The organism is Pseudomonas sp. GYB4201 (assembly GCF_056312595.1).
The window spans coordinates 58,354-80,074 of sequence record NZ_JBWGIG010000024.1 but is presented as its reverse complement, the minus strand read 5'-3'; the positions used below and the strand labels follow the sequence as shown (position 1 = coordinate 80,074).

Genomic DNA, 21,721 nt, shown 5'->3' with positions numbered 1-21,721 from the left:
CCGCAGGCCGCGTCCCTACACTCAGACCGCTGGCTTGAAGACTTCTTCCAGCAGGTTGTGCATGGCCTTGAAGGCACGGTCAGCCACAACCTTGTTGTACATCTGCACGCCCGGGTTGTTGGCTTCCACGTCGGTGAACGAGTGGTAGGCGCCGCCGTAGCTGGTCAGTTGCCAATCCACGCCCGCGGCGTTCATTTCTTCTTCGAAGGCAGGCAGCTGCTCTTTCGGTACCAGCGGGTCGCTGGCGCCGTGCAGCACCAGCACCTTGCCCAGGATGTTCTTGCCATCGGCCGGGTTCGGCGTGTCCAGGGTACCGTGGAACGACACGGCGGCCTTCAGCGGCGCGCCGGTGCGGGCCAGCTCCAGGGAGCAGCAGCCACCGAAGCAGAAGCCGAAGGTGGCCAGTTGGTCCTTGTCCACGGCAGCGACGGCCTGGCCCTGCAGTTGCTCGAAGGCCACCTGCATGCGCTTGCGCAGTTCGGCGCGGTCGGTCTTGAGCGGCATCATCGCCGCCAGGCATTCCTCGTTGCCTTTCGGGCGCACGGCCTGGCCGTACAGGTCAGCCAGCAGTACCACATAACCCTGGGCCGCGACGGATTGCGCGATGCGCTCGGCGCCTTCGCTGATGCCTACCCAGTTCGGCGCCATCAACAGGCCCGGACGCGGGGATACCACCGCATCGTCATACACCAGGCGGCTTTCATATGGCTTGCCATCGATCTGATAGACAACGGATTGAACGGTAACAGTCATGAGATTTCCCCGATACAAAGAGAGTGGGACTTAAACGCAAAAACCCGCCGAAGCGGGTTTTTGCTGCAACAGTTTAAACGGACAGTTCGACCAGCAGCTTGTTCAGGCGGCGCACGTAGGCGGCCGGGTCCTTGAGGCTGTCGCCGGCGGCCAGGGCCGCCTGGTCGAAGAGGATGTGCGAGAAGTCGGCGAAACGGTCTTCGCTCTGCTCGTGATCCAGCTTCTCGATCAGCGGGTGGCTTGGGTTGAACTCGAAGATCGGCTTCGACTCCGGCACCTTCTGGCCGCTGGCTTCCAGGATCTGGCGCATCTGCAGGCCCAGGTCCTGCTCACCGATGGCCAGGATGGCTGGCGAATCGGTCAGGCGGTGCGACACGCGCACTTCGCTGACGCTGTCACCCAGGGCGGCTTTCAGGCGCTCGATCAGGCCTTCCTTGTCCTTGGCCACTTCTTCCTGGGCTTTCTTGTCTTCTTCCGAATCCAGCTTGCCCAGGTCCAGGTCGCCACGGGCCACGTCGACGAAGCCCTTGCCGTCGAAGTCGGTCAGGTAGCTCATCAGCCACTCGTCGATCCGGTCGGTCAGCAGCAGCACTTCGATGCCTTTCTTGCGGAAGACTTCCAGGTGCGGGCTGTTCTTGACCTGCGCGTAGCTCTCGCCGGTGAGGAAGTAGATCTTGTCCTGACCTTCCTTAGCGCGCGCCAGGTAGTCGGCCAGGGACACGGTCTGCTCGCCGCTGTCGTCGTGGGTGGACGCGAAGCGCAGCAGGCCGGCGATCTTTTCCTTGTTGGCGAAGTCTTCCGCCGGACCTTCCTTGATGACCTGGCCGAAGTTCTTCCAGAAGCCCTTGTACTGCTCAGGCTCGTTCTTGGCCAGCTTCTCCAGCATGTCCAGCACGCGCTTGGTCAGGGCGGTCTTCATGGAGTCGATGATCGGGTCTTTCTGCAGGATTTCCCGCGACACGTTCAGCGACAGGTCGTTGGAATCGACCACGCCCTTGATGAAGCGCAGGTACAGCGGCAGGAACGACTCGGCCTGGTCCATCACGAACACGCGCTGCACGTACAGCTTCAGGCCGCGTGGCGCTTCGCGCTGGTACAGGTCGAACGGCGCGCGGGCCGGCACGTACAGCAGCGAGTTGTATTCCAGCTTGCCTTCGACCTTGTTATGGCTCCAGCTCAGCGGGTTCTCGTGGTCGTGGGCGATGTGCTTGTAGAACTCCTGGTATTCCTCGTCCTTCACCTCGGTGCGCGGACGGGTCCACAGGGCGCTGGCGCGGTTGACGGTTTCCCATTCGGCGGCAGGCTGTTCCTCACCTTCGGCAGCAGCCTGTTCTTTGGGCAGCTCGATCGGCAGGGCGATGTGGTCGGAGTACTTCTTGATGATGTTGCGCAGGCGCCAGCCATCGGCGAACTCGGACTCGGCTGGCTTGAGGTGCAGCACGATGCGGGTGCCGCGGTCGGCCTTGTCGATGGTCGCGACCTCGAACTCGCCCTCACCCTTGGACGACCAGTGCACGCCTTCGCTGGCGGCAGTGCCGGCGCGACGGCTGTACACGTCGACCTGGTCGGCAACGATGAACGCGGAGTAGAAGCCCACGCCGAACTGGCCGATCAGGTGCGAATCTTTCTTCTGGTCGCCGGTGAGGTTTTTCATGAAGTCGGCGGTGCCGGACTTGGCGATGGTACCCAGGTGGGTGATCACGTCGTCACGGTTCATGCCGATGCCGTTGTCTTCGAGGGTGACGGTGTTGGCCGCCTTGTCGAAGCTCACGCGGATTTTCAGCTCGGCGCCGCCTTCCAGCAGGTCGGGCTTGGACAGCGCTTCGAAGCGCAGTTTGTCGACAGCGTCGGATGCGTTGGAGATCAATTCGCGAAGGAAAATTTCCTTGTTGGAATACAGCGAATGGATCATGAGGTGCAGCAGCTGCTTCACCTCGGTCTGGAAGCCCAGGGTTTCTTTTTGAGTTTCCACACTCATGGTCATCAAACTCCAATCAGATGGCACAGGCCGCGGGCTCAAGCGCATTTGCGGCGGGATGACAATCAGATGGGGGCAGCCCCGGTGATTTCAAGGGGCAGGACTTTCATCAATCTTGAAATGCGCCCGCGCGGTGGCGATGGGCTCGGCCGGGTCGGCCTGCCAGGCGGTGATGGCCACGTTGGTGACGCGCCGGCCCTGGCGCCACAGCTGGCAGCGCGCGAAGGTGTCGCGGAACAGCCCGGCGCGCAGGTAATCAATGGAAAAGTCGATGATCTTCGGCACCTGCCCGGTCTCGGTGAACAGGATCAGCTGCAGTGCCGCGGCCAGCTCCATGAAGCCGGCGATCACGCCGCCGTGAATGGCCGGCAACAACGGGTTACCAATATTGCCGCGGTTGGCCGGCAGGATGAACAGCACGCCCTCCTCCTCGCGCCGGCATTGGATGCCGATCAGCGTCGCGTAGGGAATCAACGCCAGCAGCGGCGCGTAGTCATTGTCGGCGTGGGCCACGCGCAGCCGTTCGCGCAGGGCTTGATCGATCATGGCTGGCCTCCCAGGGCACCGGCGAAGGCGGCGCTGCCCTTCACGCCCTTGCCCAGGCGCATGAAGGTGCCCACCACCTGGGCGATCGGTTCATCGGCGTTGTCCTGGTAGGCAAAGCCCCTGGTGAAGATCACATCGCGCGTCACCCGGTAGCACTGGGCATGGCCGTAGATGGCCTTGTGCGCCTGGGCGGGGTGGATGCAGTCGATGCGCAGGTCCAGGGTCGGGCACACCTCGAACTGCGGCAGCACGCACAGGGTGGCAATGCCGCACGTGGTGTCCATCAGGGTTGTCACCGCACCGCCATGGATAACCCCCGTCTGCGGGTTGCCGACAATGGCCGGCGAATAAGGCAGCACCAAGGTGACGCCCTGCTTATCAATGGCACTGACACTCAGGCCAATGATCTGGCAATGCGGCAACGCACTGATGAACCGGCGGGCTTGCTGTAACAACGGTGAGTCGGTCATGGCTGAGGCCTTGGTTATTGTTTTTCGAAACAGCACACCGCGAACAAAAAGTCTATATGGATCCAACACTTATATATCGTGCACTGCCACGGAACTTAAGTTGCCGGGCCGCGTTCGAAGGGAAAGTAGATATCTTCAATAAGGAGAAACACCCCATGCGTAAAACTTTAGCTTATGCCCTGATGCTGGCCGCTTCCCTGGGCCTGGCTGCTTGCGATAAAAAATCCGAGGACAAAGCCCAGGATGCGCAGCAACACGCCGAACAAGCACAACAGAAGATGGACGACGCTCAGGATAAAATGAACGACGCCGCTAAAGAAAACGCCGAAGCTGCCAAATCCAACGACGAAGCCAACCAGGAACGCGCCAAGGAGAACTCCGACGGTGCTTCCAACGTGCAGACTCCAGCGCCTCAGGCCACTACCCCGAGCGAACCTGCCAAGAACTGATTGGCGGTTGACGCATACAATAAAGCCCGGCCGATTGCCGGGCTTTTTTGTTTCCGGACATTGAACTTTATTGCAGCGTGGATAACACCCAATAACGATAAACCGGCGTCAGCATCAACAACAACGAACACACCAACCCCACCATCCATACCAGCGAGCGCAACGACGCCCTGTCGTTGAGGTACAGGTACAAGTAAATAACCCGCGCAATGATGAATACGATGGCCAGCAGGTCGACGAACCAGCCCTGCGTCTGGGTGGTGTGCGCCATCAGCACGCCTACCGCAAACAGAATGAAGGCTTCGAAGCTGTTCTGGTGCGCCGCCACCGCCCGTGCGCCCAGGCCGGTGAGGCGCGCCTGCTGGGCGCGGGGGTTGTGGTTGTCGTAGCCGCCCTGCTCTTTCATGGCCTTGGCCACGGGGATACGGGCGATGTAGATCAACAGCGCGGCGATGAAAATGCACCAGAACGGGATGCTCATGGGGGTGTTCCTCGTTGGGGTTCGCCCAAGGGGTATAGCACGCCCCCGTAGCAGCTGCCGCAGGCTGCGTCCGGCTGCTGCGCGGTATGCCGGGGGATGCGCGGTGTGTTCGGACGCGGCCTACGGCCGCTGCTACAGGTGCTGCGCGCAATTTGTAGCCGCAGCCTTCGGCAGCGGCTACACCGAATCCGCGTAGCAGCTGCCGCAGGCTGCGTCCGGCTGCGGCGCGGTATGCCGGGGGATGCGCGGTGTGTTCGGACGCGGCCTACGGCCGCTGCTACAGGTGCTGCGCTCGATCTGTAGCCGCTGCCGCCAGGCTGCGGCTACACCGAATCCGCGTAGCAGCTGCCGCAGGCTGCGTCCGGCTACGGCGCGGTATGCCGGGGGATGCGCGGTGTGTTCGGACGCGGCCTACGGCCGCTGCTACGAGCGATGCAGACGACGCCGCTTCAAGACAGTTGCTGCTACGGGTGTTTTTCGGCCAGGCATAAAAAATGCCCTGCATCCGTCGATGCAGGGCATTTCGATATTGCCTTGGCGGCTTGTGGCCGCCAGCAACGGTTTGCTACCGGGTGTCAGGCAACCGCTTCGCGGGCCTTGCCCATCACGCGGTCGTAGGCCACGGCAGCCACCAGGGTGACCACCGAAGGTACCAGCCACGCCAGGCCCTGGTCGCTCAGCGGCAGGTTGGCCAGGGAGGCCGGCAGCCATTCGGTGAAACCGGCGCCCTTGAGGGCATCAACCAGGCCGAACAGCAGCGACACACCCATCACCGGCGCGAACACGCGAGTCGGCGAGCTGAAGAACTCCTTGCAGAAGCTCAACGCCACCAGCGCGATGCACGGCGGGTAGATGGCGGTCAGCACCGGGATCGAGAAGGCGATCAGCTTGGTCAGGCCCAGGTTCGACACCAGCAGCGAGAAGCCGGCCAGCAGCACCACCAGGGTCTTGTACGACAGCGGCAGGCACTTGCTGAAGTACTCGGCACAGGCGCAGGTCAGGCCCACGGCAGTCACCAGGCACGCCAGGGAGATCAGCACGGCCAGGAAACCGCTGCCCAGGGAGCCGAAGGTGTGCTGCACGTAGGCGTGCAGGACCATGGCGCCGTTGGTGGCGTCGGCCGCGATGATGTGGCTGCCTTCACCCAGGCGGAACAGGCTGACGTACACCAGCGCCAGGCCGACACCGGCGATCAGGCCGGCGATGATGGCGTAGCGGGTGATCAGCTTCGGCGATTCGACGCCGCGCGAGCGGATGGCGTTGACGATGACGATGCCGAAGACCAGGGCACCCAGGGTGTCCATGGTCAGGTAGCCATTGATGAAGCCATTGGAGAACGGCGCCGTCTGGTAGGCCGGTTGCGCGTCACCCACGGGGCCGGCAGGCAGCATGAACGCGGCGATGCCGAGCGCGGCCAGGGCGATGATTTTCAGCGGTGCCAGGAAGCGGCCCACGGTATCAAGCAGCTTGCCAGGGTACATCGACACCGCCAGCACGACGATGAAGTACACCAGGCTGTAGCAGAACAGCGCGGTCGGGCTGTCGCCGGTCAGGGGCGCCAGGCCCACTTCGAACGACACGGTGGCCGTACGCGGGGTGGCGAACAGCGGGCCCACGGCCAGGTACGCGACAGCCGCCAGCAGGCCGCCGGCGACCTTGCCGATGGGGCTGCTGAGCGCGTCCATGCCGCCGCCGACTTTCGCCAGGGCGACCACGGTCACCACGGGCAGGCCCACGGCGGTGATCAGGAAGCCAAAGGCCGCCATCCACGCGTGAGGGCCGGCCTGCAGGCCGACGATCGGTGGGAAGATGATGTTGCCAGCACCAACGAACAACGCGAACGTCATGAAACCAAGTGCCAGGATGTCCTGGCCTTTCAACACTTTCATTAAGGAATCCACACTACTGAATCGGAATTTAGAGAGGGATCTCCCATGGGTCAGGGAAATGCGGCCAGGCTGGATAAGCCAAGGCCCTTACAGCGTGCGGCTACCCCTTTTGGGGGCAAATCGCAGAGATGGCGGCTAGCGTATCGGATTCGGGCGATAAACGCACTGTTATTGCACGTACTGTCCGATGAACGCGCGGTAATGTCGCACGGGGGACATTTTTTGCCGATTTCGTCAGGCGAAACGTTTCACCTTTCCGCACCCGAAAACGACAAAGGCCACCCGAAGGTGGCCTTTGTTGGCTCAGCTAATCAACGAAGGCTCAGGCCTTCTTGATTTCCCAGCCAGTCAGCTCGGCCAGGGCCTTGCCGATGTCAGCCAGCGAACGCACGGTTTTCACGCCGGCGTCTTGCAGGGCAGCGAACTTCTCGTCTGCAGTGCCCTTGCCGCCGGAGATGATTGCGCCTGCGTGGCCCATGCGCTTGCCTGGAGGGGCAGTCACACCAGCGATGTAGGACACGACCGGCTTGGTCACGTTGGCCTTGATGTAGGCAGCCGCTTCTTCTTCAGCCGAACCGCCGATCTCGCCGATCATCACGATCGCCTCGGTCTTCGGGTCTTCCTGGAACAGCTTCAGGATGTCGATGAAGTTGGAGCCCGGGATCGGGTCACCGCCGATGCCGACGCAGGTCGACTGGCCGAAGCCGGCGTCGGTGGTCTGCTTCACGGCTTCGTAGGTCAGGGTGCCGGAACGCGACACGATGCCTACCTTGCCTGGCAAGTGGATGTGACCTGGCATGATGCCGATCTTGCACTCGCCCGGAGTGATGACGCCTGGGCAGTTCGGGCCGATCAGGGTAACACCCAGCTCGTCGCACTTGACCTTGGCATCCAGCATGTCCAGGGTAGGAATGCCTTCGGTGATGCAGATGATCAGCTTGATGCCGCCGAACGCCGCTTCAAGGATGGAGTCCTTGCAGAACGGAGCCGGTACATAGATCACGCTGGCGGTGGCGCCAGTGGCTTTTACAGCCTCGGCAACGGTGTTGAACACTGGCAGGTTCAGGTGGGTGGTACCACCCTTGCCTGGGGTCACGCCGCCAACCATCTTGGTGCCGTAGGCGATGGCTTGTTCGGAGTGGAAAGTACCCTGCGAGCCGGTGAAGCCCTGGCAGATGACTTTGGTATCTTTATTGATCAGGACGCTCATTACTTGCCCTCCGCAGCTTTAACGACTTGTTGAGCAGCGTCGGTCAGGCTGGTGGCAGCGATGATGTTCAGACCGCTTTCTGCCAGTACTTTGGCGCCCAGGTCAGCGTTGTTGCCTTCAAGGCGCACAACGACCGGGATTTTCACGCCGACTTCTTTCACGGCGCCGATGATGCCTTCGGCAATCATGTCGCAGCGAACGATGCCGCCGAAGATGTTGACCAGTACTGCGGCGACGTTGGAGTCGGACAGGATGATCTTGAACGCTTCGGTCACGCGCTCTTTGGTAGCGCCGCCGCCCACGTCCAGGAAGTTGGCAGGCTTGCCGCCGTGCAGGTTGACGATGTCCATGGTACCCATGGCCAGGCCGGCACCGTTGACCATGCAGCCGATGTTGCCTTCCAGTGCCACGTAGTTCAGTTCGAACTTGGCAGCGTGGGCTTCACGGGCGTCGTCTTGCGACGGGTCATGGAACGTCTTCAGCTTAGGCTGACGGTACATGGCGTTGGCGTCGATGTTGATCTTGGCATCGAGGCAGTGCAGGTCGCCGTCGGCCTTGATCACCAGCGGGTTGACTTCCAGCAGGGCCAGGTCGTGGTCCTGGAACAGCTTGGCCAGGCCAACGAAGATCTTGGCGAACTGGGCAACCTGCTTGCCTTCCAGACCCAGCTGGAACGCCAGGTCGCGACCCTGGAACGGCTGTGCGCCGACCAGTGGGTCGATGGTAGCTTTCAGAATCTTTTCAGGAGTGTCGTGAGCGATCTTCTCGATGTCCACGCCACCTTCGGTGGAAGCCATGAACACGATACGACGGCTGGAGCGGTCGACTACTGCGCCCAGATACAGCTCTTTGGCGATATCGGTGCAGGATTCAACCAGGATCTTGGTAACAGGCTGGCCATTGGCGTCAGTCTGGTAAGTCACCAGGCGCTTGCCCAGCCACTGCTGTGCGAAGGCCTTGGCGTCTTCTTTGCTGCGAACCAGCTTTACGCCGCCCGCTTTACCGCGACCACCCGCGTGGACCTGAGCCTTGACGACCCATTCAGTCCCGCCGATTTTTTCGCAAGCTGCTGCAGCTTCTTCCGGGGTGTCTACCGCGTAACCCTTGGATACTGGCAGGCCGTATTCAGCGAACAGCTGCTTACCCTGATACTCGTGAAGATTCATGCTTATTACCGTCTTCGTTAGGTACTGCGCTTCGGCGCTGCGCTCTCTGTGGAGTGCCGCGCCACCTGTGACTGCTGCTCGCAGGCTTTCAAGGATGCGTGGTCCCTGTTGGCCTGCGGGGTGAGTCCGACGAACTTTCCGCGGTGAGTCGTGCACGCAAGACTCACGACGGGCGGCCCGTCGTGGTTTCTTATTGTTTCACTTAACGCTTTTTACGGTTGGCAACGTGGATGGCACCGCCATTCACGGCCAGCGCTGCTTCATGCAGTGCTTCGGACAAGGTCGGGTGGGAGAAAACCATCATCCCGAGGTCTTCGGCGCTAGTGCCGAATTCCATGCCGATCGCGCCCTGCTGAACCAGTTCTGCGGCACTTGGGCCAATTACATGGACACCCAGCACGCGGTCAGTCTTGGCATCAGCGATAACTTTTACAAAACCGCCGGTATCGTTGGCTGCCATGGCACGGCCACTGGCGGCGAACGGGAAGGTGCCCACGTTAACTTCAACGCCTTCAGCCTTCAAGGCCTGTTCGGTTTTACCGACCCATGCAATTTCCGGGTGGGTGTAGATAACCGATGGGATCAGGTCGTAGTTCATCTGGGTCTTGTGACCCTTGATGCGCTCGACGACCATGATGCCCTCTTCCGAGGCCTTGTGGGCCAGCATCATGCCACGTACCACGTCACCGATGGCGTAGACGCCAGGCACGCTGGTGGTGCAGTGATCGTCAACGAAGATGAAGCCGCGCTCGTCGATGTTCACGCCGCTGTCGGCGGCCAGCAGGTCGGTGGTCACTGGGCGACGGCCCACGGCAACGATCAGCTTGTCGAAGGTGATGTTCTGTTCTCCGTTGGCGTCGGTGTAGGTGACCACGACTTCTTCGCCGTTGACCTTGGAGCCGGTGACGCGTGCGCCCAGCTTGATGTCCAGGCCTTGCTTGGTCAGGGTCTTGTAGGCTTCTTTCGAGACGGCGGTGTCAGCGGCCATCAGGAAGGTGTCCAGGGCTTCCAGCACGGTCACCTGGGCACCCAGGCGCGACCATACCGAACCCAGCTCCAGGCCGATGACGCCGGCGCCGATCACGCCCAGGCGTTTTGGCACGGCCTGGAATTCCAGGGCGCCGGTGGAGTCGACGATGACCTTGTTGTCGACCGGGGCCGGCGGGATGTCGATCGGACGCGAACCGGAGGCCAGGATGACGTTCTCGGCTTCGATGACTTCGGTGGTGCCGTCAGGCTTGGTGACTTCGACTTTCTTGCCAGCCAGCAGCTTGCCGTGGCCCTGGATCGAAGTGACGCCGTTGGCCTTGAACAGGGTGGCAACGCCGGAAGTCAGGCCCTTGACGATATTGGCCTTGCGGCCGACCATCGCTGGCACGTCCATGGTCACGCCGCTGTGGCTGATACCGTGGATGGCGAAACCGTCCTGGGCTTCGTGGAATTTCCAGGAGCTGTCCAGCAGCGCCTTGGAAGGAATGCAGCCGACGTTCAGGCAGGTACCGCCCAGGGCCAGTTTGCCTTCCTTGTCGGTGTACTTCTCGATGCAGGCAGTCGAAAGACCGAGCTGTGCTGCCTTGATGGCGGCCACGTAGCCGCCAGGGCCCGCACCAATCACTACCACGTCGAATTTCTGAGTCATAAATAGCTTCCTATTAGCTTCAAGCTTCAAGCCGCAAGCTGCAGGCCAGAGCCCCGCCGCGGACGGCTTGAGGCTCGTAGCTTACAGCTTTCGGCTGCTTTGTCAGATGTCCAGCAGCAGACGAGCCGGATCTTCGAGCAGGTTCTTGATGGTCACCAGGAAGGTAACGGCTTCTTTACCGTCGATCAGGCGGTGGTCGTAGGACAGTGCCAGGTACATCATCGGACGGATCACGACCTGACCGTTCACGGCCATCGGGCGCTGGATGATGTTGTGCATGCCCAGGATAGCGGCCTGTGGCGGGTTGACGATCGGGGTCGACATCATCGAGCCGAAGGTACCGCCGTTGGTGATGGTGAAGGTACCACCGGTCATTTCTTCCATCGACAGCTTGCCGTCGCGCGCCTTCTTGCCGAAGGTGGCGATGCCGCCTTCGATTTCGGCCAGGCTCATCAGCTCGGCGTTGCGCAGTACTGGCACTACCAGGCCGCGGTCGCTGGACACGGCGACGCCGACGTCAGCGTAGCCGTGGTAGACGATGTCGGCGCCGTCGATCGAGGCGTTGACCGCAGGGAAGCGCTTCAGCGCTTCGGTGGCAGCCTTGACGAAGAACGACATGAAGCCTAGGCGCACGCCGTTGTGGGACTTCTCGAACAGGTCCTTGTACTTCGAACGCAGGGCCATGACTTCGGTCATGTCGACTTCGTTGAAAGTGGTCAGCATGGCCATGTTCGACTGGGCTTCGACCAGGCGCTCGGCAACCTTGGCGCGCAGGCGGGTCATCGGCACGCGTTTTTCAACGCGGTCACCGGCGGCCAGCACAGGGGCGGCAGCAGCGGCAGCGGCAGGCTTGGCAGCTGGCGCAGCGGCAGGTGCGGACTTCTTGGCTTCGATGGCAGCAACCACGTCTTCCTTGGTCACGCGGCCGTCCTTGCCAGTGCCCTTGATGCTGCTCAGGGCAATGCCGTTTTCTTCGGCCAGCTTGCGCGCAGCCGGCGCGCCGATGGCGTCTTCGTCGCCAGCGGCGGCAGCAGCAGGTGCAGCAGCGGCAGCGGCAGGCGCGGCAGCTGGAGCGGCGGCAGCGGCGCCGCCTTCAACGATGGAGCCCAGGACTTCGTCGGACAGGACGGTTTCGCCCTCGCCCTTGACGATGGCGCCCAGGACGCCGTCAGCGGTGGCGAGTACTTCCAGCACTACTTTGTCGGTCTCGATGTCGACAATCAGCTCGTCGCGCTTGACGGCTTCGCCCGGTTGCTTGTGCCAGGTGGCAACGGTGCCATCGGCAACCGATTCCGGGAAAGTAGGGGCTTTGATCTCGATAGCCATTATCAGTGGTTCCTTAAATTCGGTTTCTTGTGCGCGATGGCATCAAACGGTGAATGCGTCTTGCAGCAGTTTTTCCTGCTGCTCGGCGTGCATCGAAGCGTAACCACAGGCTGGCGCGGCCGAAGCATCGCGACCGGCGTATTCCAGGACCAGGCCCTTCTTGTGGTTGTTGAAGCTGCGACGCATGTGGTGCTGGCTGCTGTACCAGGCGCCCTGGTTCATCGGCTCTTCCTGGCACCACACCACGTTTTCGAGGTTGGTGTACGGGGCGAGCGTCTCCATCAGGTCGTCTTCAGGGAACGGGTACAGTTGCTCCAGACGCACGATCGCGATGTCATCACGGCCTTCGGCACGACGTTTTTCCAGCAGGTCGTAGTAGACCTTGCCGCTGCACAGCACCAGGCGCTTGACCTTGGCTGGCTCGATGGCGTCGACTTCCGGGATAACGGTCTGGAAGGAGCCTTCGGCCAGGTCTTCCAGGGTCGAGACCGCCAACTTGTGACGCAGCAGCGACTTCGGCGTCAGGACCACCAGCGGCTTGCGCAGCGGACGGATGACCTGGCGACGCAGCAGGTGGTAGATCTGTGCAGGGGTCGTCGGCACGCACACCTGGATGTTGTGCTCGGCGCACAGCTGCAGGTAACGCTCCAGACGCGCGGAGGAGTGCTCCGGGCCCTGCCCTTCATAACCGTGTGGCAGCAGCATGGTCAGACCGCACAGGCGGCCCCACTTGTGCTCGCCGCTGGTGATGAACTGGTCGATCACTACCTGGGCACCGTTGGCGAAGTCACCGAACTGGGCTTCCCAGATCACCAGCGCGTTAGGCATGGTGGTGGAGTAGCCGTATTCGAACGCCAGTACCGCTTCTTCGGACAGGAACGAATCGTACAGGTCGAAACGTGGCTGGCCGGCGTACAGGTTCTGCAGAGGGATATAGGTGGAAGCATCCTTCTGGTTGTGCAGGACCGCGTGGCGGTGCGAGAACGTGCCGCGACCGATGTCCTGGCCGGTCATGCGCACCGGGTGGCCTTCGAAGGCCAGGGTAGCGTAGGCCATGGTTTCGGCGTAGCCCCAGTTGATCGGCAAGCCACCGGCCTGCATCTTCTGGCGGTCTTCGTAGATCTTCGCGACCTGGCGCTGCACCACGAAGCCTTCCGGAATTTCCAGCAGCTTGGCGGACAGTTCCTGCAGGGTCTTGAGGTCGAAGCGGGTGTCGTGGCGCGCAGTCCAGGCGTGGCCCAGGTACGGGCGCCAGTCCACGAACAGTTCCTTGTTCGGTTCCTTGACCAGGCTTTTCACCACGTGCAGACCGTTGTCCAGCGCGTTGCGGTACTCGTCCACCTGGGCCTGCACGGCGTCGGCGTTGAGGCTGCCGCCCTGGATCAGGCGCTCGGCGTACAGTTCGCGAGTGGTGCGCTGCTTGGCGATCTGCTGGTACATCAGCGGCTGGGTGCCGCTTGGCTCGTCGGCCTCGTTGTGGCCGCGACGGCGGTAGCACACCAGGTCGATGACGATGTCGCGCTTGAACTGCATGCGGTAGTCGACGGCCAGCTGGGTGACGAACAGCACCGCTTCCGGATCATCGCCGTTCACGTGCAGGATCGGCGCCTGGATCATCTTGGCAACGTCGGTGGCGTACTCGGTGGAACGCGAGTCGCGCGGGTTGCTGATGGTGAAGCCGACCTGGTTGTTGATCACGATGTGCACGGTGCCGCCGGTCTTGAAACCGCGGGTCTGCGACATCTGGAAGGTTTCCATGACCACGCCCTGACCTGCGAACGCAGCGTCACCGTGGATGGAAATCGGCAGCACCTTGTCGCCGACCGCGTCGTTGCGGCGGTCCTGGCGGGCGCGCACGGAACCCTCGACCACTGGCGATACGATCTCCAGGTGGGACGGGTTGAACGCCATGGCCAGGTGCACTTCGCCGCCTGGGGTCATCACGTTGGACGAGAAGCCCTGGTGGTACTTCACGTCACCGGAGCCCAGCTCGACCTTCTTCTTGCCTTCGAACTCGTCGAACAGCTCGCGCGGGTTCTTGCCGAAGGTGTTCACCAGCACGTTCAGGCGGCCACGGTGGGCCATGCCGATGACCACTTCCTTGGTGCCGTAGGAACCGGAACGCTGGATCATCTCGTCGAGCATCGGAATCAGGCTCTCGCCGCCTTCCAGACCGAAGCGCTTGGTGCCCGGGTACTTGGTGCCCAGGTACTTTTCCAGGCCCTCTGCCGCGGTCACGCGCTCGAGCACGTGGCCCTTCACGTCAGCGGAGAACACCGGACGGCCGCGCACGCTTTCCAGACGCTGCTGGAACCACTGGCGTTGCTCGGAATCGACGATGTGAGTGAACTCCGAACCGATGGTGCGACAATATGTCTGCTGCAACGCTTCGAGAATTTCACGTAGGCTCGCTTCCTCCTTGCCGATGAACAGGTCGCCGGCACGGAAGGTTGTATCGAGATCGGCATTGGTCATGCCGTAATGATTGATTGACAGGTCTGCCGGTGCAGGTCGCTGCCACAGCCCCAGCGGGTCCAGCTGGGCCGCCTGATGGCCGCGCATGCGGTAGGCCTGGATCAATCGCAGCACTTCAACTTGCTTCTTCTCGTGCTCGCTGCTCACGCTTCCGGCGGAAACCGGTTGGGCGCGGCGCTGGTTTTTGGCCAGCAGCACGAAATGATCGCGAATTGTCGAGTGCGAAACATCGGTAGCTGCGCCGCCATCGGCAGGCAGCTTCTGGAAGTAGGTGCGCCACTCTTCTGGCACAGCGTTAGGGTCGTGCAGGTAGAGTTCGTAGAGCTCTTCCACATAGGCAGCGTTACCACCGGAAAGGTAGGCACTGCTCCACATGCGCTGCATCACGCTTTCTTGCATGCTTGGTCACCCTCGTTTGGGGACTCCACCGGCGTTGACGCCACAGCAAGCTTGAATAAGTCCGAGTGCAGCGACTACAACAAGCCACCGAGAAATCACGCAAGTAGTCCGGGTACCAGCCCGGATGCCCCTGCTGGTCTCATTGCTTCAAAATTAAAAGCGAAGGCCTTGTGGGCCACGCTCTGGTTGTTACCAGGGTACGGGCTGAAGAAGACCCGCACCCTGGCGCTTTACGTTACAGCAGGTGTATCAGTATCAAACGCCGCTTTGCAGCAGCATGTTACGTACGTGGCCGATCGCCTTGGTAGGGTTCAGACCCTTGGGGCAAACGTTCACGCAGTTCATGATGCCCCGGCAGCGGAACACGCTGAACGGGTCATCCAGGGACGCCAGACGCTCATTGGTCTTGGTGTCGCGGCTGTCAGCCAGGAAACGGTAGGCTTGCAGCAGCGCAGCAGGGCCCAGGAACTTGTCCGGGTTCCACCAGAAGGACGGGCAGGAAGTCGAGCAGCAAGCGCACAGGATGCACTCGTACAGACCGTCCAGCTTCTCGCGCTCTTCCGGCGACTGCAGACGCTCGATGGCCGGGGCCGGCGTGTCGTTCTGCAGGAAAGGCTTCACCTTCTCGTACTGCTTGTAGAAGATGCTCATATCGACGACCAGGTCACGGATTACCGGCAGGCCTGGCAGTGGACGGATGACCAACTTGTTACCTTTTACGACAGCGGACAGCGGCGTGATGCACGCCAGGCCGTTCTTGCCGTTGATGTTCATGCCGTCGGAGCCGCAAACGCCCTCACGGCAGGAGCGACGGTACGAGAAACCCTCGTCCTGCTCCTTGATCAACGCCAGCACGTCCAGGACCATCAGGTCCTTGCCGCCGGTGTCGACCTGGAAGGTCTGCATGGACGGCGCGGTATCCACGTCGGGGTTGTAGCGGTAAACACTGACTTGCAACATGGCGGCCACCCTTAGTAAGTCCGGACTTTAGGTTCGAAAGTCGGAACGGTTTTCGGCGAGAAGTTGACAGCACGCTTGGCAACGCGCTTCTCACCCGGGAAGTACAGGGTGTGGCACAGCCAGTTTTCATCGTCGCGGTCTTCGTAGTCTTCACGGGCGTGGGCGCCGCGGGACTCTTTGCGATGCTCTGCGGCGATCGCGGTGGCTTCGGCCACTTCCAGCAGGTTCTGCAGCTCAAGGGCTTCGATTCGAGCGGTGTTGAAGCCTTGGCTCTTGTCGTTGATCTTGACGTTGGCGATACGCTCGCGCAGGGTCGCCAGCTGGGCGATGCCCTTCTGCATGTATTCGCCGGTACGGAACACGCCGAAGTAGTTCTGCATGCACTGCTGCAGCTCTTTGCGCAGGGTAGCGACGTCTTCGCCGGTGGTACGGGTGTTCAGGCCGTTCAGGCGAGCCAGGGCCACTTCGATGTCGGTGTCGCTGGCGCGGCTGTATTCCACGCCTTCGCTCAGGGCCTGCTCCAGGTGCAGGCCAGCGGCGCGGCCGAATACCACCAGGTCGAGCAGCGAGTTGCCGCCCAGGCGGTTGGCACCGTGCACCGATACGCACGCCACTTCACCCACTGCGAACAGGCCAGGGATGATGGTGTCGTTGCCTTCGGCGTCCTGGGTGATGGCCTGGCCATGAATGTTGGTGGCGATGCCGCCCATCATGTAGTGGCAGGTTGGAACCACAGGAACTGGCGCGACGACCGGGTCAACGTGGGCGAAGGTCTTCGACAGTTCGCAGATGCCAGGCAGGCGGCTGTGCAGCACTTCCTCGCCCAGGTGGTCGAGCTTCAGCATCACGTGGTCGCCGTCAGGACCGCAACCGTTGCCGGCGATGATTTCTTTAACCATCGAGCGGGCAACCACGTCACGACCAGCCAGGTCCTTCGCGTTCGGCGCATAACGCTCCATGAAACGCTCGCCGTGCTTGTTGATCAGGTAACCACCTTCACCACGGCAACCTTCGGTAACCAGTACACCGGCGCCGGCGATACCGGTCGGGTGGAACTGCCACATCTCGATGTCCTGCACCGGCACGCCGGCACGCAGGGCCATGCCCACGCCGTCGCCGGTGTTGATCAGGGCGTTGGTGGTGGACGAGTAGATACGGCCCGCACCGCCGGTAGCCAGTACGGTCGCGTCAGCGCGGATGTACGAGGTTTCACCGGTTTCGATGCAGATGGCGATCACGCCGACGAACTGGCCGTCGGAGTTCTTCACCAGGTCAACGGCGTAGTATTCGTTCAGGAATACGGTACCGGCCTTCAGGTTGGCCTGGTACAGGGTGTGCAGCAGCGCGTGACCGGTACGGTCGGCAGCGGCGCAGGTACGGGCGGCCTGGCCACCCTTACCGAAGTCCTTGGACTGGCCACCGAACGGACGCTGGTAGATGCGGCCCTGCTCGGTACGGGAGAACGGCAGGCCCATGTGTTCCAGTTCGAACACGGCTTCCGGACCTACGGAACACATGTATTCGATAGCGTCCTGGTCACCGATGTAGTCGGAACCCTTGACGGTATCGTACATGTGCCAGCGCCAGTCATCGTTCGGGTCGGCCGAGGCGATGGCGCAGGTGATGCCACCCTGGGCAGATACAGTGTGCGAACGGGTCGGGAACACCTTGGTGACCACGGCAGTCTTGTGACCGCCCTGTGCCAGTTGCAGCGCAGCGCGCATGCCGGCGCCACCACCACCGATGATGATGGCGTCGAAAGTCATTGAATTGATGCTAGCCATGAATCAGATACCCCAAAGAATCTGCACACCCCAGACGAAGTACGCGAACATTGCTACGCCGCATACTGCCTGGAACAGGAAACGCACTGCCGTCGCCGCCTTGCCCAGCGCCATTGGCGTCAGGTAGTCGGTGGCGATGGTCCACATGCCGACCCAGGCGTGAGCACTGAGGGCCACCAGCGCCAACAGGCTGAAGATGCGCATGGCGTTGTGGGAGAACAGCGCATGCCATTGGTCGAAACCAATGCCCGGATGCGCAACGAGGTATCCGATCAGGAAAATGAAATAAGCCGCGAGGACAACCGCCGACACACGCTGTGCCATCCAGTCGTAGAGGCCCGAACGCGAAAGATTCGTAACGCTGGTTACCATATCCAAACTCCTGCCAGAACGATCAGCACCACGGAAACGGCGATGATGATTTTGGAGCCACGGCGACCGCCTTCCAGCGTCTCACCAATACCGGCATCCATGATCAGATGGCGCACACCGGCCACCAGGTGATACAGCAGGGAGGACAAAAGACCCCATGCAACGAACTTGGCCAGGGGGCTGGTCAAGGTGTCCTTCACGGACGCGAAGCCTTCTTCCGAACCCAGGGATTTGCCCAATGCATAAAGCATGAAGCCGATACCCAGGAACAGGATGATGCCCGATACGCGATGAAGGAACGACGTTACGCCGGTTATGGGGAGTTTGATGGTCCTTAGGTCTAGGTTTACAGGTCGTTGGCTATTCACGGCTTTTTTTCACACTGAAGAGCCCCTAGCAAGCAGGGCAAGTTGTCGGGAAGTGTACTGGTCAGGTACCCACCACCCAGGGAGTGACGACGCCAGCGGAAACGGGCTGAAAAGCCCCTGACGGTCGGCTGCCGAGTATAGACAGTTAGGATACTAATGACAACGCGCCGACCTACCCGAAAGGGCGGATTGCGCTATATGAAAAAAAGGCGTAAATGGCAGGGATCAGCAATGAAAAAACGCGCTAAAAGCCTTGTACAGCCTGACTTTAAGCAAATTGACATTCGGATTTATCTCACTATAGTGGTGCGGGCCCTGCGTGGGGGGTCTGTCTGATGATTTCAAGCATTAATAGGAGGCCACATGGCTGACAAAAAAGCGCAGTTGATCATCGAGGGCGCAGCCCCCGTCGAGCTGCCCATTTTAACCGGCACCGTTGGTCCCGATGTTATCGACGTGCGAAGCCTGACTTCCACGGGCCGCTTCACTTTCGACCCAGGTTTCATGTCGACCGCCTCGTGCGAATCGAAGATCACCTACATCGATGGTGACAACGGCATCCTGCTGCACCGGGGCTACCCGATCGAGCAGCTGGCCGAGAAATCCGACTACCTGGAAACCTGCTACCTGCTGCTCAACGGCGAACTGCCGACGGCAGAGCAGAAGGCCCAGTTCGTCAGCACCGTGAAGAACCACACCATGGTGCACGAGCAGTTGAAGACCTTCTTCAACGGCTTCCGCCGCGACGCCCACCCGATGGCCGTGATGTGCGGCGTGGTTGGCGCCCTGTCGGCGTTCTACCATGACTCGCTGGACATCAATAACCCGCAGCACCGCGAAATCTCCGCCGTGCGCCTGGTCGCCAAGATGCCGACCCTGGCAGCGATGGTGTACAAGTACTCCATGGGCCAACCCATGATGTACCCGCGCAACGACCTGACGTACGCGGAAAACTTCCTGCACATGATGTTCAACACCCCGTGCGAGATCAAACCGATCAGTCCAATCCTGGCCAAGGCCATGGACCGCATCTTCATCCTGCACGCCGACCACGAACAGAACGCCTCGACGTCCACCGTGCGCCTGGCAGGCTCGTCGGGTGCCAACCCGTTCGCCTGTATCGCCGCCGGCATCGCCGCACTGTGGGGCCCTGCCCACGGCGGTGCGAACGAAGCCGTGCTGACCATGCTCGATGAAATCGGCGATGTGTCCAACATCGACAAGTTCATCGCCAAGGCCAAGGACAAGAACGATCCGTTCAAGCTCATGGGCTTCGGTCACCGCGTCTACAAGAACCGCGACCCGCGCGCCACCGTGATGAAGCAGACCTGCGACGAAGTCTTGAAAGAGCTGGGCATCAAGAACGACCCGCAGCTGGAACTGGCCATGCGCCTGGAAGAGATCGCCCTTACCGATCCTTACTTCATCGAGCGCTCGCTGTACCCGAACGTCGACTTCTACTCGGGGATCATCCTCAAGGCGATCGGTATTCCAACCAGCATGTTCACCGTGATCTTCGCCCTGGCACGTACCGTGGGCTGGATCTCGCACTGGAAGGAAATGCTCTCCAGCCCGTACAAGATCGGCCGCCCGCGCCAGCTGTACACCGGCTACGATTCGCGCGACGTGAGCAAGCTGGAAGACCGCAAGTAAGTTTTCCCGCCGCACAGAAAAAGGCTGCCCTCGGGCAGCCTTTTTTATTTCCATCCACCAATGATCCTGATCCGACCCGCGACCTGGCTCGTGATCTGGCTTGTGATCTGGCTGTTGATCTGGCTTTTGATCTTGATTGTATGCCCCGTAAAGCGCCCGGGCCGACTGGAGGCGTCGATCAACGGGCTGCCCGAAGGGCCGAGGCCGCAGGCCGAAGAGACGGTAACCCGCAGGCTTCTATAGCGGGTGCCGTCTGCCCGTTGAGCGGCGCCGGAAGGAGGGGACCCGTAGCGAAGCGTAGGGCCCAAGCAGGGGCAAGCCCTTTTTGGTGACTTTTTGGGGCGACTGCCAAAAAGTTACTCGCCGTAAGGGCGAAACGGTCGGTGGTCGCACCGCGAAAATGGATATATCCAGAATCGTCAGAAGCAGGATCCGACAATCATGGACATATCCATTACCGAAGGTGATGCAGAATCACCTTTCCGGCCTTACGCCGGGTCACTTTTTGGCAAACGCCCCAAAAAGTAACCAAAAAAGGCTTGCCCCTGCTTGGTCCCTACGCTTCGCTACGGGTCCCCTCCCTCCGGCGCCGATCAAGCGGACGACGGCCCGGAATAGAAGCGTCTCCGGCTCCGTCTTCCTCGGCTCCGCCTCGGACCGCTTGCTCGACGCCTCCAGTCGGCCCTGGCGCTTTATGGGGCACACAATCAAGATCAAAGGCCTCACGGGATCAAGATCAAGAGCGGTTTGCAGTGATGCAGCTGCAACTGCGACCTTACTGCTCAGCCCTGGTACGCAACTCTTTCAGCGTATTGAACGGTGCCTCGACCACAAACTTGTTCGCCACAAACGACGGCACGCTACCGCCTGGCTCGGTGTGCACCTGGTAGGTCACTTCGGTGCTGTCCGCACCCTTGGGCACCAGTTTCCAGAAGCCCTGCACCTGGGCCACGCGCACGAAGCCCTTCTCGGGCGGCAGGTAGGTCGGCACCTCTTCCAGGTTGCGGGTCAGGCTGCCATCGGCGCCCTGCACCGTGGTGATCTCCAGCACCGAGTCACGCGGGGTCACCGGCCACGGCGTGTTGAACTGGGTGTAGGTCCAGGCCTTGTCACCCTCGTGCTTGAGCAGCTTCTGCAGCTTGCACTCGTGGGTCCAGGTGCACGCGCCGGCCACGTCTTCCTGCAAGGCGCGAATCTTGGCGATCGACGCCTTGATGGTGGTCACGCCACGGTAGGCCTTGTAATCGGAGCCCGGCACCACGGCCAGCGACACCTTGATACCGTCTTCGTCCTTGGCCGTCTGCCAGTCCTCGGCATGCACCGCGGTGGCGACCAGCGCCGTCAATCCACATACAACAGCCAAACGATGCAGCGAACCCATAATTATTTTTCCTTATAGTCCAGAAGGTACACCGCCCTCACCGCCCGTCAGGCTACAGATGTCATCTGCTCCCACCACCCCAGCAACTGTATCGCCTGGGCGTCCGTCTCGCCGCACACTTCCGGGTCCGCCTGGAACCCGCCACACACGGCGGGGCGCTCCGGGCGGCCGAACAGCTGGCACAGGTTGCGCGCATCGAGCTGCACGCAGCGCTCGCCGGCAGGCTTGCCGTTGGGCATACCCGGAATGGGAGAGGAGATGGAAGGGGCTATGCAGCAGGCGCCACAGCCTTCACGGCACATCATGACGACACGAACCTCACGTCAGGCAATGAATCGGGTGTAGGGGGATAGTAACCGCTTAAACAGGCGTTTGAAATTGGCCCGGAAGGATTTTCGACAGGGCGATGCTGCCAACCGCCC

The 21,721-nt window shown here is 61.4% G+C and carries 19 protein-coding genes; 2 read left to right on the top strand and 17 right to left on the bottom strand.

Features of this window, described 5'->3' with window-relative positions; all coding sequences use genetic code 11:
- Positions 1–21: 21 nt before the first annotated feature.
- The 4 genes from AC0Z2B_RS21560 to AC0Z2B_RS21545 all read right to left on the bottom strand — a co-directional run bounded on the left by AC0Z2B_RS21560 (position 22) and on the right by AC0Z2B_RS21545 (position 3,747).
- The gene (locus AC0Z2B_RS21560) at positions 22–753 is read right to left on the bottom strand and encodes a dienelactone hydrolase family protein (protein WP_416423282.1); all 732 of its coding nucleotides are present in this window, start codon (positions 751–753) and stop codon (positions 22–24) included.
- 73 nt (positions 754–826) lie between these two features.
- Positions 827–2,731 (bottom strand): molecular chaperone HtpG, encoded by a 1,905-nt coding sequence (gene htpG, locus AC0Z2B_RS21555; RefSeq protein WP_416423281.1) that lies wholly within the window; start codon positions 2,729–2,731, stop codon positions 827–829.
- A gap of 90 nt (positions 2,732–2,821) precedes the next feature.
- Positions 2,822–3,277, bottom strand: a complete 456-nt coding sequence (locus AC0Z2B_RS21550) for a hotdog domain-containing protein (protein WP_473005938.1) — start codon at positions 3,275–3,277, stop codon at positions 2,822–2,824.
- On the bottom strand, positions 3,274–3,747 hold the full coding sequence (locus AC0Z2B_RS21545; RefSeq protein WP_476299289.1) for a PaaI family thioesterase: 474 nt from the start codon (positions 3,745–3,747) through the stop codon (positions 3,274–3,276). Before AC0Z2B_RS21545 ends, AC0Z2B_RS21550 begins: the two co-directional genes overlap by 4 nt.
- Positions 3,748–3,902: 155 nt before the next feature.
- Between AC0Z2B_RS21545 and AC0Z2B_RS21540 the strand changes: the two genes are divergently transcribed.
- Positions 3,903–4,196 (top strand): hypothetical protein, encoded by a 294-nt coding sequence (locus AC0Z2B_RS21540; protein ID WP_008372097.1) that lies wholly within the window; start codon positions 3,903–3,905, stop codon positions 4,194–4,196.
- A gap of 67 nt (positions 4,197–4,263) precedes the next feature.
- Here the strand turns inward: AC0Z2B_RS21540 and AC0Z2B_RS21535 are convergent, their stop codons facing one another.
- The 11 genes from AC0Z2B_RS21535 to sdhC form a co-directional block, all read right to left on the bottom strand.
- On the bottom strand, positions 4,264–4,677 hold the full coding sequence (locus tag AC0Z2B_RS21535) for an MAPEG family protein (protein ID WP_476299287.1): 414 nt from the start codon (positions 4,675–4,677) through the stop codon (positions 4,264–4,266).
- A 575-nt stretch (positions 4,678–5,252) separates the two neighbouring features.
- Positions 5,253–6,566, bottom strand: coding sequence for a branched-chain amino acid transport system II carrier protein (gene brnQ, locus AC0Z2B_RS21530; RefSeq protein ID WP_476299285.1), 1,314 nt, complete (start codon positions 6,564–6,566; stop codon positions 5,253–5,255).
- Between the two features lie 322 nt (positions 6,567–6,888).
- A complete protein-coding gene (gene sucD, locus AC0Z2B_RS21525) occupies positions 6,889–7,776 on the bottom strand; it encodes a succinate--CoA ligase subunit alpha (RefSeq protein WP_158155878.1) in 888 nt (295 codons plus the stop codon).
- Complete coding sequence (gene sucC / locus AC0Z2B_RS21520; protein WP_416427566.1) at positions 7,776–8,942, bottom strand: ADP-forming succinate--CoA ligase subunit beta; 1,167 nt, start codon at positions 8,940–8,942, stop codon at positions 7,776–7,778. The genes sucD and sucC overlap by 1 nt, the downstream gene beginning before the upstream one ends.
- A 202-nt stretch (positions 8,943–9,144) precedes the next feature.
- Positions 9,145–10,581: a dihydrolipoyl dehydrogenase gene (gene lpdA, locus AC0Z2B_RS21515; RefSeq protein WP_416423276.1), complete on the bottom strand. Its 1,437-nt coding sequence runs from the start codon at positions 10,579–10,581 to the stop codon at positions 9,145–9,147.
- Positions 10,582–10,683: 102 nt separating this feature from the next.
- The gene (odhB, locus tag AC0Z2B_RS21510) at positions 10,684–11,907 is read right to left on the bottom strand and encodes a 2-oxoglutarate dehydrogenase complex dihydrolipoyllysine-residue succinyltransferase (RefSeq protein WP_473005932.1); all 1,224 of its coding nucleotides are present in this window, start codon (positions 11,905–11,907) and stop codon (positions 10,684–10,686) included.
- Between the two features lie 42 nt (positions 11,908–11,949).
- On the bottom strand, positions 11,950–14,781 hold the full coding sequence (locus tag AC0Z2B_RS21505; protein WP_473005930.1) for a 2-oxoglutarate dehydrogenase E1 component: 2,832 nt from the start codon (positions 14,779–14,781) through the stop codon (positions 11,950–11,952).
- Positions 14,782–15,036: 255 nt separating this feature from the next.
- Positions 15,037–15,741 carry a succinate dehydrogenase iron-sulfur subunit gene (locus tag AC0Z2B_RS21500; RefSeq protein ID WP_416423273.1) on the bottom strand — a complete coding sequence of 235 codons (705 nt, stop codon included), beginning with the start codon at positions 15,739–15,741 and terminating at the stop codon, positions 15,037–15,039.
- 11 nt (positions 15,742–15,752) lie between these two features.
- Complete coding sequence (gene sdhA, locus AC0Z2B_RS21495) at positions 15,753–17,525, bottom strand: succinate dehydrogenase flavoprotein subunit (RefSeq protein ID WP_416423272.1); 1,773 nt, start codon at positions 17,523–17,525, stop codon at positions 15,753–15,755.
- A 3-nt stretch (positions 17,526–17,528) separates the two neighbouring features.
- Positions 17,529–17,897, bottom strand: coding sequence for a succinate dehydrogenase, hydrophobic membrane anchor protein (gene sdhD, locus AC0Z2B_RS21490; RefSeq protein ID WP_416423271.1), 369 nt, complete (start codon positions 17,895–17,897; stop codon positions 17,529–17,531).
- Positions 17,891–18,265, bottom strand: a complete 375-nt coding sequence (gene sdhC / locus AC0Z2B_RS21485) for a succinate dehydrogenase, cytochrome b556 subunit (protein ID WP_008372071.1) — start codon at positions 18,263–18,265, stop codon at positions 17,891–17,893. The genes sdhD and sdhC overlap by 7 nt, the downstream gene beginning before the upstream one ends.
- Positions 18,266–18,628: 363 nt before the next feature.
- Here sdhC and gltA point away from each other — a divergent pair, with 363 nt between their 5' ends.
- The gene (gene gltA, locus AC0Z2B_RS21480; protein WP_416423270.1) at positions 18,629–19,918 is read left to right on the top strand and encodes a citrate synthase; all 1,290 of its coding nucleotides are present in this window, start codon (positions 18,629–18,631) and stop codon (positions 19,916–19,918) included.
- A gap of 775 nt (positions 19,919–20,693) precedes the next feature.
- Here gltA and AC0Z2B_RS21475 read toward each other — a convergent pair.
- Together AC0Z2B_RS21475 and AC0Z2B_RS21470 are read right to left on the bottom strand one after the other, a co-directional pair.
- Entirely contained in the window at positions 20,694–21,299 is a 606-nt protein-coding gene (locus tag AC0Z2B_RS21475) for an START domain-containing protein (protein WP_476299281.1), read from the bottom strand.
- 47 nt (positions 21,300–21,346) lie between these two features.
- Positions 21,347–21,604 (bottom strand): YkgJ family cysteine cluster protein, encoded by a 258-nt coding sequence (locus AC0Z2B_RS21470; protein ID WP_416423267.1) that lies wholly within the window; start codon positions 21,602–21,604, stop codon positions 21,347–21,349.
- Positions 21,605–21,721: the final 117 nt, after the last annotated feature.